Origin of the sequence: Cognatundibacterium griseum, from assembly GCF_014284195.1 — a bacterium.
Lineage (GTDB): Bacteria > Pseudomonadota > Gammaproteobacteria > Burkholderiales > Burkholderiaceae_D > Undibacterium > Undibacterium griseum.
The window spans coordinates 348,024-364,319 of sequence record NZ_JACOGC010000002.1 but is presented as its reverse complement, the minus strand read 5'-3'; the positions used below and the strand labels follow the sequence as shown (position 1 = coordinate 364,319).

11 protein-coding genes are annotated in these 16,296 nt (G+C 52.5%); 4 read left to right on the top strand and 7 right to left on the bottom strand.

Going from position 1 to position 16,296, the window contains the following annotated elements:
- Window positions 1–18: 18 nt before the first annotated feature.
- Complete coding sequence (locus tag H8K27_RS06130; RefSeq protein WP_186862295.1) at window positions 19–489, bottom strand: cyanophycin metabolism-associated DUF1854 family protein; 471 nt, start codon at window positions 487–489, stop codon at window positions 19–21.
- Window positions 489–2,747: a cyanophycin metabolism-associated ABC transporter gene (locus tag H8K27_RS06125; protein WP_186862294.1), complete on the bottom strand. Its 2,259-nt coding sequence runs from the start codon at window positions 2,745–2,747 to the stop codon at window positions 489–491. The genes H8K27_RS06130 and H8K27_RS06125 overlap by 1 nt, the downstream gene beginning before the upstream one ends.
- A 366-nt stretch (window positions 2,748–3,113) precedes the next feature.
- On the opposite strand from H8K27_RS06125, the gene H8K27_RS06120 reads away from it, so the two are divergent.
- Window positions 3,114–5,291, top strand: coding sequence for a cyanophycin synthetase (locus tag H8K27_RS06120; protein ID WP_186862293.1), 2,178 nt, complete (start codon window positions 3,114–3,116; stop codon window positions 5,289–5,291).
- Window positions 5,292–5,453: 162 nt separating this feature from the next.
- A complete protein-coding gene (gene cphA / locus H8K27_RS06115) occupies window positions 5,454–8,027 on the top strand; it encodes a cyanophycin synthetase (protein WP_186862292.1) in 2,574 nt (857 codons plus the stop codon).
- A gap of 158 nt (window positions 8,028–8,185) precedes the next feature.
- Here cphA and H8K27_RS06110 read toward each other — a convergent pair whose 3' ends face one another.
- From H8K27_RS06110 to H8K27_RS06100, 3 genes are all read right to left on the bottom strand, one after another.
- Window positions 8,186–8,725, bottom strand: a complete 540-nt coding sequence (locus tag H8K27_RS06110) for a cysteine hydrolase family protein (RefSeq protein ID WP_186862291.1) — start codon at window positions 8,723–8,725, stop codon at window positions 8,186–8,188.
- Between the two features lie 305 nt (window positions 8,726–9,030).
- Window positions 9,031–9,375 carry a ribbon-helix-helix domain-containing protein gene (locus H8K27_RS06105; RefSeq protein WP_186862290.1) on the bottom strand — a complete coding sequence of 115 codons (345 nt, stop codon included), beginning with the start codon at window positions 9,373–9,375 and terminating at the stop codon, window positions 9,031–9,033.
- A gap of 56 nt (window positions 9,376–9,431) precedes the next feature.
- Entirely contained in the window at window positions 9,432–10,013 is a 582-nt protein-coding gene (locus tag H8K27_RS06100; RefSeq protein WP_186862289.1) for a DJ-1/PfpI family protein, read from the bottom strand.
- Between the two features lie 271 nt (window positions 10,014–10,284).
- Here H8K27_RS06100 and H8K27_RS06095 point away from each other — a divergent pair, with 271 nt between their 5' ends.
- Window positions 10,285–11,604: a GGDEF domain-containing protein gene (locus H8K27_RS06095; protein WP_186862288.1), complete on the top strand. Its 1,320-nt coding sequence runs from the start codon at window positions 10,285–10,287 to the stop codon at window positions 11,602–11,604.
- Window positions 11,605–11,653: 49 nt separating this feature from the next.
- Here the strand turns inward: H8K27_RS06095 and H8K27_RS06090 are convergent, their stop codons facing one another.
- Together H8K27_RS06090 and uvrB are read right to left on the bottom strand one after the other, a co-directional pair.
- Entirely contained in the window at window positions 11,654–12,571 is a 918-nt protein-coding gene (locus H8K27_RS06090; protein ID WP_186862287.1) for a sensor domain-containing diguanylate cyclase, read from the bottom strand.
- A 176-nt stretch (window positions 12,572–12,747) separates the two neighbouring features.
- Entirely contained in the window at window positions 12,748–14,844 is a 2,097-nt protein-coding gene (gene uvrB, locus H8K27_RS06085; RefSeq protein WP_186862286.1) for an excinuclease ABC subunit UvrB, read from the bottom strand.
- A gap of 225 nt (window positions 14,845–15,069) precedes the next feature.
- On the opposite strand from uvrB, the gene H8K27_RS06080 reads away from it, so the two are divergent.
- Window positions 15,070–16,284: an amino acid aminotransferase gene (locus H8K27_RS06080; protein ID WP_186862285.1), complete on the top strand. Its 1,215-nt coding sequence runs from the start codon at window positions 15,070–15,072 to the stop codon at window positions 16,282–16,284.
- Window positions 16,285–16,296: the final 12 nt, after the last annotated feature.

Genomic DNA, 16,296 nt, shown 5'->3' with positions numbered 1-16,296 from the left:
CGGCAATAACACTGCTTTTTAAAGGAAACGATCCAGAATCTTCCGGCTATGCCGGTCAATCTCCAACATATCCCGGATCAGAAACTGAATGCCGTGATTGTCCGTAATCAGCAACGAAGTTTTCCCGATGCGCCGGATATCCTCATCTCCTTTCAGCACAAATTCAGTTTCCCCGCGGTCAGTACTGACACTCCAGGTACAAGGCAGGGCAAAGCTGCTGACGCTGTTGATGCGCTGAATCTCAGGCATGAATTCCCGCCCCTCCAGTTCAACGGTCACCAGCTGGCGGGCGGCTTGAGGCAGATCGGTCAAAGCATCGATCCATGCCACTTCACGCCCATCCGTTGTCACCAGAGAAATTCCAGACATCGGAGACTGAATCGGGAATGCCCGTACCGGACTCACTCCCTCAAATACCTCACCATCGGCATTACGCAAAACCAGTTTACCGAAGCTATTCCGATGTAATTCAAACCCGGCTGCGCTCATTATTCTTCTCCCATCAGTTCAGCATGACGCGCCTGTGCCTGATACAGCTCGTAATAAGCACCCTGCTTCGCCATCAGTTCATCATGTCCACCGACCTCAACCACCTGCCCACGATCCAGCACCACCAGACGATCGGCTTTATGCAATGTGGATAGGCGGTGTGCAATGGCAATCGTCGTGCGCCCCTTAACCAGATTATCGAGGGCTTTCTGAATTTCTTTTTCTGTCTGGGAATCAACAGAGGAAGTTGCTTCATCCATAATCAAAATACGTGGATCAATCAGCAGAGCACGGGCAATCGAAATACGTTGCCGCTCACCACCGGACAATCCCTGACCACGTTCACCCACCATCGAATCATAGCCCTGTGACAAGCGCAGGATGAATTCATGTGCATGCGCTGCACGCGCTGCCGCAATGATCTCGTCACGGGTCGCATCTGGTTTGCCGTAAGCGATGTTTTCGGCAATGGTGCCGAAAAACAGGAATGGTTCCTGCAAGACCAGACCGATGTTTTTCCGGTAATCAGCAACGGCAAACGACCGGATATCCACACCATCCAGCAGAATGGCCCCCTCCGATACGTCATAAAAACGGCAAATCAGGTTAACCAGCGTACTTTTGCCCGAGCCGCTATGCCCAACCAGGCCGATCATTTCTCCGGGACGGATATTCAGACTGATGCCGCGATTGACGGCTCGGTTGCCATAACGGAATCCGACTTCACGCAATTCAATCTGGCCTTTGACTTCCTTGATGGCAACCGGCTGCTGCGGATCAGGAACGCTGGAAACATGATCCAGAATATCGAAAATACGCTTGGCCGCAGAAGCTGATTTTTGCGTCACGGAAACGATACGGCTCATAGAATCAATCCGGCCATAGAAATTGCTGATGAAAGCGACCGCAGCTACGAGGGAACCAACCGTGATTTCATTATGCGACACCTGCCAGATTCCAAATCCCCAAACCACCAGAATCCCGAGATCCGTCAGGAAAGATACCGTGGGAGAGAACAAAGACCAGACCTTGTTCAGGCGATCATTGACTGCCAGATTGTGTTTATTCGCGATGCGAAAACGGTTGGCTTCCCGCTGCTCTTGAGCAAAAGCTTTCACCACACGGATACCGGGAATGGTGTCGGCCAGCACGTTGGTAACCTCTCCCCACACCCGGTCAATTTTTTCAAATCCGGTGCGTAATTTATCTCTGACCAGATGAATCATCCAGGCGATGAATGGCAAAGGCAGCAAGGTCACCAGCGCCAGCTTGGTATTAATTTGCAGCAAAGCGACGGCAGTCATCACAAACATCAGCACATCAGTCGCAAAATCCAACAGATGCAAAGACAAATAAACGCAGATCCGGTCACTTTCGCTGCCAATACGGGACATCAGATCACCGGTACGCTTGCCACCAAAATACTCCAGGGACAATTTCAACAGATGCTCATAAGTGGCGGTGCGCAGATCGGCGCCGATCCGCTCCGAAACCAGCGCGAGAATATAAGTTTTCCCCCAGCTCAGCAGCCAGGCAATGACGGCAGACCCCAGCAGTCCGCCAATGTACAAAGCTACCAGATGCGGATCGACATGCTGACTGTTCTGATAGGGAATCAGCACTTCGTCAGTCAGCGGCTTGGTCAGGTAGCGCGGAATCATATGCGCTGCGGTTCCGAGCAGCATCAGGGTAAAGCCAATCAGCAGCTGGATACGATAAGGATGCGCAAACCGCCACAGACGGAATAATGTCCAGGTCGATGGCGGGGTATAAATCACTTTGGTGCAGACCGGACACTCTTCCTGATCCGGCTCGAGTATAGCTTTGCAGCTTGGACAGATATTCTGCTCTGCACGCACCACGGGCTGTCCGGTCAGATGGCTTTGCAATTGCTCATTGAAGTGATCCAGCAAACGGATCGCATGCAGATTCTGCCCTAACGTAAACCGCCAGCCAGACAACAGACCTTGTTCATCCGTCAGCTGCAAATGACCGACACCCGCATGATCATGGTGCGACAGCTGCAAACCGGGCCGGAAATTCCAGCTTTGCCATTCTTTGCCGCCGGCAGGCAGCGATTTGATGCCACAGTCAGTGACGACAACCAGACCTTTGACGAAATGCAGTCTGTTATCGAGGTCAACCTCCAATACACTTAAAACGTTCTCGCCTTCAGCGAGCTGACTGGTAAGAGCAGTCTTCCACGATGCGGAAAGCGATAATAAAGGCTGATCAGAACTGGTCGGTGAGGTGGTCATCGTGAGGCAAACTCCGGCTCAATGGCAAACTCCAGATCAATCCGGAGTCATTTTTTTTGAAAAAAGAGGTAACTTGATTCCCGTCAGAGGCATGTGCCATATCACGGAAGCGGCAATTTACGGTATTCTATAGGAAGAAAAATCATCAGATAAAACTGATCATGGGGGTTCGGCAGTTGCGCATGGCGCAAGTATACCAGCAACGCCGTCTTTCTTTCTGGCGGGATAATGAATAAATAAGCTGGTCTGTGGATCAGCCCTGCCGGTTGAAATTCAATTCACTGGCGAAACCATTCTGAAAACGCAAATTGCACTATATTTGAAAAGATCCGGCATGGACCCGGTTTCAAAAAAGAAATTACTTACATGACAACAAAAAAGAAAGATATCAGCATATTGCGCGTCAGTCATTTACGCGGACCAAATATCTGGACATATCGCCCGGTGATTGAAAGCTGGCTGGATATCGGGGCACTGGAAGATTCACCGTCCGATCAATTGCCCGGTTTGTTTGAACGGCTGACCAGCTGGCTGCCAGGTCTGATCGAACATCGTTGCGGTGTTGGCGAGCGTGGCGGCTTTCTTGAACGTCTGCGTGAAGGCACGTGGGCCGGTCATATCCTGGAACACGTTGTCCTGGAATTACAAAATCTGGCAGGAATGCGTACCGGCTTCGGGCAGACACGCTCCACCAGTCAGACCGGCGTTTACAAGATGGCCTTTCGCACACGGGAAGAAAAAGTTGGCCGTGCGGCTTTAGCGATCGGGCGCGACTTGCTGATGGCCGCCATCAATGACACTCCGTTTGATCTGAACGGAAAGCTGGCCGAACTGCGTGATCTGGTTGACGCCCGCTGTCTGGGACCAAGCACAGCCAGCATTGTTGACGCAGCTACCAACAGACGCATTCCCTCCATTCGCCTCACCGATGGCAATCTGGTGCAGCTGGGGCATGGCGCTGCGCAGCGTCGCATCTGGACAGCAGAAACTGACCGTACCAGTGCAATTGCAGAGAGTATCGCCTGCGACAAAGACCTGACTAAAACCTTGTTAAAATCCTGCGGCGTCCCGGTACCTGAAGGATGCATTGTGCGCAGCCCGGAAGAAGCCTGGGAAGAGGCGCAGGATATCGGCCTGCCAGTCGTCATCAAACCGTATGACGGCAATCACGGCCGTGGCGTATCTCTGAATCTGATGACGCAGGCTGATGTAGAGGCCGCGTATCATCTTGCCGCCCGCAAAGGCGGAAGCAAGAGCGTGATTGTCGAACGCTTTATCACCGGTCATGAACATCGCGTTCTGGTGGTCGGTAACAAAGTCGTGGCAGTCGGCAAGGGTGAATCCCTCTGGGTAACCGGCGATGGTCACTCCACCGTGAAAGAACTGGTTGACAGCCAGATTAATACCGACCCACGACGCGGTACTACAGAAGAATTCCCACTGAATATCATTGACCCAGCAGTTGCCGCCGAAGTGATTCTGGAACTGCAAAGACAGGGTATGCATGCCGGCTCAGTTCCACTCGACAAACAAAAGGTTTTGATCCAGCTCAACGGCAATGTTGCCCTGGACGTCACCGATTCCATTCACCCGGAAGTAGCGGAAGCTGCAACACTGGCGGCACGCATCGTCGGGCTCGATATCGCCGGTGTCGATCTGGTTACGGAAAACATCGCAGAACCGCTCCAGAAACATCAGGGAGCGATCATCGAAGTCAACGCCAGCCCGGGTCTGCTCGCCCATATCAAGCCTGCTAACGGCGAAGGTCGTCATGTCGGCAAAGCGATCATCGATCATTTATTTGGCCCGGAAGAAACCGGACGCATTGATATTGTCGGCGTCGCAGGCACCCGTAACACCAGCCTCATTGCACGTCTGGTCGGCGCCCTGATTCATATCAGCGGCCGACAAACAGGTGTTGCCAGCGCTCAAGGACTTTATCTGAACAAACGCCTGGTCACGGAAGGTCAATGCGCCGACTGGGAATCTGGTCAGCGCCTGCTGATTAACCGTTCGGTGCAGGCTGCCGTTTTTGAGACCAATGCAAGAGCCATTCTGACGGATGGGCTTGCCTATGATAAATGCCGGGTCGGGGTCGTCACGGATCTGGACGGTCACTCTGGTCTGGACGAGTTTTATATCAACGATGCCGATCAGATGTACAAGATCATGCGAACGCAGATTGATGTTGTGCTGCCTGACGGTGTTGCCGTGTTAAATGCCGCTGAGCCATCCGTGGCAGAACTGGCTGAGCTATGCGATGGCAAGGTGATTTTCTACGCGCTGGATGCAGGACTGGAAACCATTGTGAAACATCGGGCACTCGGTGAGCGGGTTGTATTTGTCAGGGATAACCATATCGTCCTGGCCAGCGGCGCTGAAGAAACGGCTCTGCTCCCCCTTTCCTCACTGAAACCGGCTAAAGCGCAGCAGCCTGAAACAATCATGGCAGCAGTCGCTGCGGCCTGGGCGCTGGATATCAGCCCCGAGCTGATTGGCGCCGGTCTCCGGACATTTGATTCAAATCAGAAGGTAACGTACTGATTGACGCACTGATAATTTCAGTTTTATTCGATGCAATCTGACGGCGCCTGACGTGCCTTGCGCGTTGTCCGGACAGATCAGAGAGCATATACCGGACGGGTACTGCACCACCTGCCTCACCGCATTACCCGGTAAAAGCCTTTTTCAACAGGACTAAGTTTTATGGAAGTATCACGCATCCGTGCCTTGCGCGGCCCGAATCTCTGGAGCCATCATACGGCGGTTGAAGCAATCGTCACCTGCAACGAAGCGGAATGCTCAATTGCGGAGATGACCGGGTTTGAAGACCGGCTGCGCGCCCTGTTTCCTGAACTGAGTATTCTGCAACCCACGGGCCACAACGATGCTATTCCGATGGCGCACGTCTATGAGCTGGCAACCCTCGGACTGCAGGCGCAGGCCGGATGTCCGGTCACCTTCAGCCGCACCACGCAGACGCTCGAACCCGGCATCTTTCAGGTCGTCGTGGAATATTCAGAAGAAGCTGTCGGCCGTCTGGCACTGGAGCTGGCAGAAAAACTGATTGCGGCTGCCATGAGCAACAGTAGCTTTGATCTTGCCGCCGCGCTGGAGCAATTGCGCGAACTGGATGAAGACGTTCGTCTCGGACCGTCAACAGGTTCCATCGTCAATGCTGCGGTGGCACGCAATATTCCTTACCGCCGTCTGACCGATGGCAGCCTGGTCGCCTTCGGCTGGGGATCCCGTCAACGCAAAATTCAGGCAGCCGAAATGGATGGCACCAGTGCTATCGCGGAAGCCATCGCTCAGGATAAAGAGCTGACAAAGAAATTACTGCATGCCGCCGGTGTGCCGGTTCCCTTGGGGCGATCCGTTGAAAATCCGGATGATGCCTGGGCTGCTGCGCTTGAAATCGGCCTGCCGGTGGTTGTCAAACCCAAGGATGGCAATCAGGGCAAAGGCGTGACGGTGAATGTCACGACACGCGCGCAGCTTGAAGCAGGATTTCATGCCGCCAGCGAATTCCGTGACGATATTCTGGTGGAACGTTTTTTACCGGGTAACGATTTCCGGTTGCTGGTGATCGGTAACAAACTGATTGCCGCAGCCCGCCGTGATCCGCCGCAAGTTGTCGGTGATGGCAAACAAACCGTGCGTCAGCTGGTTGAGCAGGTCAACAAGGATCCTCGTCGTGGCAGCGGTCACTCCACTTCACTCACCAAAATCCGGTTTGACGACATCGCCCTCGCGAGCCTGGCCAAACAAGGCTTTGAAGCCGACTCGGTTCCACCTAAAGGTCAGCGTGTCATTCTGCGCAATAATGCCAATCTTTCCACCGGCGGTGCCGCCACCGATGTGACAGACGACGTGCATCCGGAAGTAGCGGCAAGAGCCGTGGCAGCCGCACAAATGGTCGGTCTGGATATCTGTGGCGTCGATCTGGTGTGCGACAGCGTATTGAAACCCATCGAAGCGCAAAACGGCGGGATCGTGGAAGTCAATGCGGCTCCCGGCCTGAGGATGCATCTCTCACCTTCGTTCGGCAAAGGCCGTGCCGTTGGTGAAGCCATTATCAATGCCATGTTTGACGAGGGGGAAGACGGCCGTATCCCGATTGTGGCAGTCACCGGCACCAACGGTAAAACTACCACAGTGCGTCTGATTGCCCATTTGATTGCCAGCAGCGGCCTGCGCACTGGCATGACCAACACCGACGGCGTCTACGTCAATGGCCGTCAGATCGACAGCGGTGACTGCAGTGGACCGCGCAGCGCCCGGAATGTGTTGTCCCATCCTGATGTCGATGCCGCGGTATTTGAAACAGCGCGTGGCGGCGTCTTGCGTGAAGGTCTGGCCTATGACCGCTGCCAGGTTGCTGTCGTCACCAATATCGGTTCCGGTGACCACCTCGGGCTGAACTACATCACGACCGTGGAGGATCTGGCCGTATTAAAGCGCGTGATCGTCCAGAACGTCGCTGACGACGGCTATGCCGTGCTGAACGCAGCCGACCCGATCGTCGCGAACATGGCTGCCAACTGCCCTTCTGCCGTTATTTTCTTTGCTGCCGACGTACAACAGTATCCTGTTATGGCCGCGCACAAAGCACAGGGCAAGCGGGTGGTGTACATTGAAAACGGTCATCTGGTTGCTGCCGAGGGTAAATTCCGCGAAACAATCCCGTTGAGCGAAGTGCCGATCACCCGTAACGGAACCATCGGTTTCCAGGTCGAGAACGTCATGGCATCGGTAGCAGCAGCCTGGGCCGTGGAGATCGACTGGCACCATATCCGCGCCGGCCTGAAAAGCTTTGCGAATGAAAATGACAATGCGCCGGGTCGCTTTAATATGTTCAACTTCCGTGGCGCAACGGTGATTGCCGACTATGGCCACAATCCGGATGCCATGCTGGCTCTGGTCAAAGCCGTGGAAACCATGCCCGCCAAACGCCGCTCCGTGGTGATCAGCGGTGCCGGTGACCGGCGGGATCAGGATATCCGTCAGCAGACTGAAATTCTCGGTGAAGCGTTCGATGACGTCATCCTCTACCAGGATCAATGCCAGCGCGGGCGACAGGATGGTGAGGTTATTGCCCTGTTGCGTACTGGCTTGCAAAATGCCAGCAAAACACAACGGATTGATGAAATCACCGGCGAATTCATTGCCATTGATCTGGCGATGGACCGGCTCGCTGAAGGAGACTTGTGTCTGATCCTGATTGATCAGGTCGAAGAAGCTTTGGCACACATCAGCCAACGCGTCGCTGCCGGTTAAGAGTGGTATCGGTACATTGACTGCCTGACAGCGATCAGATGCGCAGGCAGTCAATGCAGCGGGCAAAACCTGACACATCCGTCAGGCCGGGTAGCGAACCCACTGACGCGCTGTAGTCAATCTCCCCATCAGTCTGGCTGTGATTGCCACGGCTCCAGTTACAGGCCAAACACCACACGCTCGGCAGGTAATGCCTGAATCACTGGTCCGAAACTGCCGATTTCAGGCAAAGTCGCATTGTGATGAGCCCTGATATCCACCGCGCTGGCATGCGCTTTGTCGTGTGTGGTATGCGCATCGGACACCAGGATGACCGGATAACCCAACCCGGCTGCCCTGCGGGAGGTGGTGTCGACACAAAACTCCGTCGCATAGCCACAGATGACCAGCTGGTCTGTTTTCCATTTCTGCAACAACTCATGAAGCTCGGTGCGCAGAAAAGAATCCGGCGTGGACTTCCTGAGGATGGTATCACCGTCTTCCAGTATCAGATTCTGCTCCAGTTGCCAGCCCTCGGAACCGAATGCCAGCGCCCCGCCTGTCGTTTCATGCTGAATGAACACAACCGGCACACCGGCATGCCGCGCCCGCTCCGCCAGTCCGTTAATCCGGCTCACCGTGGCATCCGCATCCCATGGACGAGGTTCGTCATCAAACAAACCACGTTGCACATCAATCACGAGGAGCGCAGCTTTCATGGCGGTATCAAGAAAAAAATGGAAAGAATCATCATAACTGAAAACAATTCTCTTCCCCAATCCAGGACCATCTCTTTTTTCATCCGGCGAACTTAGATTAGAGTCGACATTTTCGACATACTGGGAGGGAGTATATTTTCATCTCTTTTATTTCATCACGGTATTCAGCCAGAAAACACTGAATCAGACGGGAGTATATAAAAAATTCATCGCCACAAAGAAAAAATGGAAGAAATGCGCCCGCATAAAAAATGCCGGGCCAACGGCACCCGGCAAATTTGCGCTGCTGCTAACAGACATCAAAATCAAATGAAAAATCGTTGTACTCCGGCATGTGCTTCCCTGACAGCAGCCAGCGGTAGCCGCTTATCAGAAGAAATCGCGCCATCTGCCATCAATGAAGTATAGCGCAGACAACAGACGCGCAGGAATGAACTGAAATTATCTATTTGTCCGCGATAGCTGATCAGTTCATCATACAGCTTGGTAATGAGCTGAATGGTGTTCATGCCATCGCGGGCTGCAATTTCATCCAGCGTTTGCCAAAACAGCTTTTCCAGACGTATCGATGTGACAACACCATGCAGGCGTATAGAGCGCGCCTTGGATTCATACAGGCCAGGATCTGCCTTCACAAAAATTTCACACATGTTTTCCCGCCCATCGTCAAGAAAATTCACTGACGATTATACGGTCATTAGCCGCCTCACAAGTGGATTTTTGTACCCAATAACGCGAGAAATTGCGACAGCCACGCCGGATGTGCCGGCCAGGCGGGTGCCGTCACAAAATTTTTATCCGTCACAGCTTCTGTCACCGCAATGACAGCATAAGTCGCGCCGGCAGCTTCCACTTCCGGCTGGCAGGCCGGATAAGCAGAACAGGAAACGCCGTTCAGCACCTTGGCCGCAGCCAGTATCTGCGCTCCGTGACAGACTGCCGCAACCGGCTTATTGCTCTGCGCAAAATGCTGCACGATCGCCAGCACCCGCGGATTCAAACGCAGATATTCCGGAGCGCGTCCGCCGGGAATCAGCAGGGCATCGTAATCCTGTTCATGCACCTGTGCAAAATCATGTGTGACCGTAAAACGATGACCCGGTTTTTCTGTATAGGTCTGCTGTCCCTCAAAATCATGAATCGCTGTTGCGACATAATCTCCCGCCTTTTTGTCCGGACAGACGGCATGCACCTGATGTCCGACTGCCTGCAAAGTCTGGAACGGTACCATCGCTTCATAGTCTTCCACAAAATCACCGACCAGCATCAATATCTTTTTACCTGTCATGATGTCTCCTGAACATGTTATAAAGGAATGACCATTCTTGACCAGTTTTGAGGAGCCGGGGTAATGACCAGTTACTACATGAGCACCATGTTTTGTTGTAAAACTGAACATGAAGGCACAATATTTAACATCATCATGCTGATACGGCACCGGGACATGCTTACAATTCCCGATAGGCAATCTGTGCAAGAATGATCCCGGATAAAATCATGCAGCCTGTTCCAGTGTGGAACGACAAAGACTGACTGACTCAATTGGACATGGAGTAAGAATGGCGGAAGCAGGTTTATTGTACAAAAATCAGGTCATGCTGCTGACCCAGACTTTTTTCATCAAAGACAATAAAGACGAGTTATTGCTGGCTGCACACAAATACGATTTTGATATCCGCTTTTATGACCAGATGCGGGATTTTGTCCGGGCGGTCGAACTCTCCGGCGAAAGCACCTTGTTTGTGATTGATCTCGATGTTTTGTACAACATGCAGGACGATATGCAGCAACAGCGCCGTCAGACTATGTTCCTGAGTGACCTGCTGCAACGCCTGCCCACACACCGTCAGTACATCTACCTGCAAACTGTCCGGCAGGGGGAACGCTTTCTGTTGCAGCAGAAGCTGGTGGACAGCAATTGCCTGGCATACGCAGAAAAACCCATCAGTAATCCGGTGCTGGTCGAAAAATTATTCAATCTTTTCGGCCGACATCGCCGGGGAGAAAGCAACACCATCATGTATCTGGGCGATACCCTGCCACTGGACATCCCCATGCTCGAAAGCAATACGGTCGAACTGCTGCAGGTGCATGAGCCGCGTGCACTTCACCTGCGGGTCAGAGACACCCGTCCCGATATCGTGCTGATTGATGAGGCCCATTACCTCAATACAGAAGCGCTGGTCCGGGTGCTGAAAAAAAATATTGAATTCGACCCCGGGCAAGAAATTATCATGCTGCAGCGGCACCCCACACCGGCAATGACCCGGCGTGCACTCGACAGCGGTTTTGATGAAGTAGTGACACTTTCTGAGCCGGATATCCTGACCCGGCAACTGCTCAATCGGATAGAAAAAATCAGGACCAGCAAAGACCTGATCAGCAGAGACCGCGCAACCGGTTTGCTGAATAAGATAGGCTTGCAGAAAAAAGCCCAGGAATGGATACGCAAGGCCAGCCAGAGTGATGTTCCGCTTGCTTACGGCATTATCGATATCGATAAATTCAAGACGATTAATGACACATGGGGCCATTACTTTGGCGATATTGTGATCAAGCGCTTATCGCTGGTGCTGTCTGCGCAACTCGGTGAGCAGGATTTACTGAGCCGGTTTGGCGGTGAGGAATTCGTCATGATTTTCTGGAATTGCACTTTGGAACAAGGCCGGCAAAAACTGGATGCCATGCGCGAAAGCTTCACCAAAGTTCCATTTGAGGTCAAACCGGGAGAGCAAAAATATTTCAGCTTCAGCGGCGGGATGGCCAGTTTTCCGGACTATGCATCAGAAAATGATATGTTTTTGCGAGCCGATGCCATGCTGTATGAGGCCAAGCAAAATGGGCGCAATCAGATCTGCAGCCAGCTTCCAGCTGCCTGACATCCCGGCGCGGCACCGTCATCTTTCGTGAGTATGCGGCGTTACCCTGCTATTGACTGATGATGCAATTGCGCCCTGCCCGCTTGGCCTGATACAAAGCATCGTCAGCGCGTTTCAGTGCTTCATTGGAGGATACATCCATCGGCATCAGCTGGCTCAGACCGCCGCTGATTGTTGTACCTTCGCCCAGGACTCCCGTCTGACGCAATGCCTCTGCGATACGCAAACGCAAACGCCCGGCAATCGGCACTGCCTGCACCAGATCGGTATGGGGCATCAGGATCACAAATTCATCTCCGCCAAAACGCGCCGGAATATCCGTACTGCGAAACTCGTTCCTGCAAACTTCGGCAGCGACCTGAATGGCGTGGTCTCCATTCAGATGGCCATATTCATCGTTCACACGCTTGAAGTCATCGATATCAAAGATCAGGAGCGACATTGACGTTCCATAACGCGTAAACATCTCGTATTGATCACTCAGTGCCTCCATCAATTTCCGGCGATTAAATAATCCAGTCAACGGATCTGTTTCGCTCTGAATGCGCAGTCTGACTTCATAGTCATTGCGTACGGTGATATTGCTCGCCACCCACAACACCGCATCCTCTCCCTGAACCTGAAATTCCAGCGCCTGCACCCGTCCCTCGAACCAGATCACACTGGAAGGACCACCGGGCGGTAAGCCACGGACATCCTGGCCGGAAAGACCATATTCCACCACATGAAGATTCCGGGATTCCAGCGCCTTGCCGATTTCCTGCATGAACCATGCAGTTTTCTCATCACTCAGCACATCAGAAATTAACTTTCCGATCAATACACTGCCGTCATGATAGTAGCGGGAATCGGAACCGCCAAAAATAGCCGCATAACGGCCACTGCGCGTCAAAATGAAAGCGGGGTCAGGCAACGCCTTGAGAATCGTCGCCAGTTGTTCGTTTGAAAACCACGGCTCGTCACGCATTTTTTCCGCTCCATGAAGCCAGCATATAGTGCCCCGGACCTTGTATTTTGAACCTGATTTTCATCCACATCATGCGTGCACAACAGAGGATTCAGAGACTGATATTTCGCGATTCTGAAACTTTGTCGCCCCATCCGGTCATCAGATCATGCGGTGTCGTCCTGATTCAGCCGACATCAGGCGGATACCAGCGAATCTGCGCCTCCTGCACCAAACAGCATCTGCTTCAAGTGCGCCAACTGATCACGTACCTGAGCCGCTTTTTCAAACTCCAGATTTTTCGCATGCTCTGTCATGAGTTTTTCCAGGCGCTTAATCTCGCGGCTGATCTGCTTTTCGCTCATGACTTCATATTTAGCCTGCTCCTGTGCAGCAACCAGATTATCACGCGCATCCTGCTGATGATAAACACCGTCAATAATATCTTTAATCTGCTTACGAATGCCGGTCGGCGTGATATTGTTTTCCGTATTAAAAATCAATTGTTTCTGACGGCGACGCTCAGTTTCACCCATTGCCCTGCGCATGGAATCGGTAATTTTATCGGCATACAGAATCGCTTTACCATGCAGATTCCGTGCTGCTCGCCCGATGGTCTGGATCAGGCTGCGCTCCGAACGCAGGAATCCCTCTTTATCCGCATCCAGAATGGCGACCAGCGACACTTCAGGAATATCCAGACCTTCGCGTAACAGATTGATACCGACCAGCACGTCAAAAGTGCCGAGCCGTAAATCCCGGATAATTTCGACCCGCTCCACCGTATCGATATCGCTGTGCAGATAACGGACTTTAATTCCGTTATCCCCCAAAAACTCGGTCAGCTGTTCAGCCATGCGTTTGGTCAGCGTTGTCACCAGCACCCGTTCATTCTTTTTGATCCGCTCCGTGATTTCACCGATCAGATCGTCCACCTGCGTCAATGCAGGACGCACCTCCACTTCGGGATCAACCAGTCCGGTCGGGCGCACCACCTGTTCAACTGTCTGATCGGCATGGGCATGTTCGTAATCACCCGGCGTTGCCGAAACAAAAACCGTCTGGCGCATTTTGCTTTCAAACTCGGCGAATTTCAGTGGCCGGTTGTCCAGCGCGGAAGGTAAACGAAAACCGTAGTCAACCAGATTGGTCTTACGTGCACGGTCGCCGTTATACATTCCATTGAGCTGCCCGGTCAGCACATGGGACTCATCCAGAAACATCAACGCATCCGGCGGCAAATAATCCACCAGAGTCGGCGGCGGCTCGCCCGGCAAGGCACCGCTCAGGTGCCGCGAATAATTTTCAATTCCTTTAGTGAATCCAATCTCGGCCATCATTTCCAGATCAAAGCGGGTACGCTGTTCTATGCGCTGCTCTTCAATCAGTTTGTTCTCGCGACGGAAAAAATCCAGCCGTTCCCGCAGCTCTTCCTTGATGGTTTCGATGGCGCGCAACACCGTTTCTCTGGGGGTCACATAATGAGAGCCAGGATAAACGGTAAAACGCGGGATTTTCTGTTTAACCCGCCCGGTCAGCGGATCGAATAACTGCAGATTTTCGATTTCATCATCAAACATCTCGACCCTGACTGCCAGCTCAGCATGTTCTGCAGGGAAAATGTCAATCGTATCGCCGCGGACTCGAAAAGTACCACGGCCAAAATCGATTTCGTTTCTGGTGTATTGCATCTGAATCAGGCGCGCAATGATGTCGCTCTGACTGACCCTGTCTCTGGCACGCAGAGTCAGAATCATTTGATGATATTCATTCGGATTACCGATACCGTAGATCGCTGAAACCGTTGCGACGATAATCACATCACGGCGCTCCATCAACGATTTGGTACAGGACAAGCGCATCTGTTCAATATGCTCATTGATCGCCGAATCTTTTTCAATAAACAGATCACGCTGCGGCACATAAGCCTCAGGCTGATAATAGTCGTAGTAAGAAACAAAGTATTCAACAGCGTTGCGCGGAAAAAATTCCCTGAATTCACTATACAACTGTGCTGCCAGCGTCTTATTAGGGGCAAACACGATAGCTGGGCGGCCCGTGCGGGCGATCACATTGGCCATGGTGTAGGTTTTTCCTGAACCGGTCACTCCCAGCAGGGTCTGAAAAAATAAGCCATCCCGAATTCCCTCCACCAGTTGTGCAATCGCCGCCGGCTGATCACCTGCTGGCGGAAACATCTGATACAGCTGATAGGGGGAATCCGGAAAAGAAATAAATTTTTCTTCATCCAATTGCTCGGATAAAGGGACTGAATTCACTGGTGCGACTGCCATCGTGCAGAACCTTTGTTAAAATGTGAGGCTGAATAGGATTTACGCAAAACATCAGACTAAAGGCGCAATCATCCGTTACGCCGCCCCGGTACATATCCGTGCTTCACCTAGTCTTGCACAGCATACCTTGCTGAAGTAATTTTACGTAAATCTTATGATTTTTGCATTTCTACTTTATTCCAACCGTAACTGTCGGTGACGACTGTTTAATTTCATATTATCACGATGACTGCTCCAGCCTCCTCCCCCCTGTTTTCCGCCATCGAGATGGCACCGCGCGATCCGATTCTTGGCATCACGGAAGCCTATAATGCCGATCAGAATCCGGCTAAAGTCAATCTTGGCGTCGGCGTCTATTACGACGACAACGGTAAAGTGCCTTTACTTGAATGCGTCAAAAAAGCAGAAGCGATCCTGATCGAAAAATATGCGCCTCGCACCTATCTGCCAATTGAAGGCCTCGCTGCGTACGACCGTGCAGTACAGGATCTGGTATTTGGCGCAGACAGTGCAGTAGTCAAAGAAAAACGGGCTGTCACAGCCCAGGCTATCGGCGGCACAGGAGCATTGAAGCTGGGAGCTGACTTTTTAAAGCGGCTCGCTCCTGATTCCGAAGTCTGGATCAGTGACCCAAGCTGGGAAAACCACCGCGCCCTGTTTGAATCTGCTGGCTTCAAAGTCAATGCTTATCCTTACTACGATGCGGCAACGCGCGGCGTCAATTTTGCCGGCATGCTGAATGCGTTGCAAACTATGCCTGCTGGTTCCATCGTCTTGCTGCATGCCTGCTGCCATAACCCTACCGGTGCAGATCTGACGAACGAACAATGGACACAGGTGATTGAAGCTGTTACAAGCCGGGGACTGATCCCGTTCCTGGATATGGCTTATCAGGGCTTCGGCGACGGCATTGAAGCTGACGGCCAGGTTGTACGGCGCTTTGCCGAAGCTGGCGGTGCGCTATTTGTTTCCAACTCATTTTCCAAATCCTTCTCGTTGTATGGTGAGCGGGTTGGCGCACTGAACATCGCAGCATCCAGCGCAGAAGAGGCATCGCGCGTTATGTCGCAGCTCAAGCGGGTGATTCGCACGAATTACTCGAATCCGCCATCTCATGGCGGCCAAGTGGTCGCAACAGTATTGGCAACACCAGAGTTGCGCCAGTTGTGGGAGGACGAGTTGGCAGGCATGCGTGTTCGTATCCGTGAAATGCGGAATGCCTTTGTCAGCAAACTCAAAACAAAAGCACCGGCACAGAATTTTGATTTTGTGATCCAGCAACGCGGCATGTTCTCCTACTCCGGACTGAGCAAGGAGCAAGTTGGGCAATTGCGTGACAAACATTCCATCTATGCAGTCGATACCGGCCGTATCTGTGTGGCTGCCTTAAACAGTAAAAATATTGACGGCGTCATTGACGCAATCGCCAGTGTCTTGTAATTTTGGTTTCCC

Excerpts from the sequence above, each read along its gene's own strand:
- H8K27_RS06130 (WP_186862295.1), bottom strand. The coding sequence starts at position 489 with ATGAGCGCAGCCGGGTTTGAATTACATCGGAATAGCTTCGGTAAACTG.
- H8K27_RS06125 (WP_186862294.1), bottom strand. The coding sequence starts at position 2,747 with ATGACCACCTCACCGACCAGTTCTGATCAGCCTTTATTATCGCTTTCC.
- H8K27_RS06120 (WP_186862293.1), top strand. The coding sequence starts at position 3,114 with ATGACAACAAAAAAGAAAGATATCAGCATATTGCGCGTCAGTCATTTA.
- cphA (WP_186862292.1), top strand. The coding sequence starts at position 5,454 with ATGGAAGTATCACGCATCCGTGCCTTGCGCGGCCCGAATCTCTGGAGC.
- H8K27_RS06110 (WP_186862291.1), bottom strand. The coding sequence starts at position 8,725 with ATGAAAGCTGCGCTCCTCGTGATTGATGTGCAACGTGGTTTGTTTGAT.
- H8K27_RS06105 (WP_186862290.1), bottom strand. The coding sequence starts at position 9,375 with ATGTGTGAAATTTTTGTGAAGGCAGATCCTGGCCTGTATGAATCCAAG.
- H8K27_RS06100 (WP_186862289.1), bottom strand. The coding sequence starts at position 10,013 with ATGACAGGTAAAAAGATATTGATGCTGGTCGGTGATTTTGTGGAAGAC.
- H8K27_RS06095 (WP_186862288.1), top strand. The coding sequence starts at position 10,285 with ATGGCGGAAGCAGGTTTATTGTACAAAAATCAGGTCATGCTGCTGACC.
- H8K27_RS06090 (WP_186862287.1), bottom strand. The coding sequence starts at position 12,571 with ATGCGTGACGAGCCGTGGTTTTCAAACGAACAACTGGCGACGATTCTC.
- uvrB (WP_186862286.1), bottom strand. The coding sequence starts at position 14,844 with ATGGCAGTCGCACCAGTGAATTCAGTCCCTTTATCCGAGCAATTGGAT.
- H8K27_RS06080 (WP_186862285.1), top strand. The coding sequence starts at position 15,070 with ATGACTGCTCCAGCCTCCTCCCCCCTGTTTTCCGCCATCGAGATGGCA.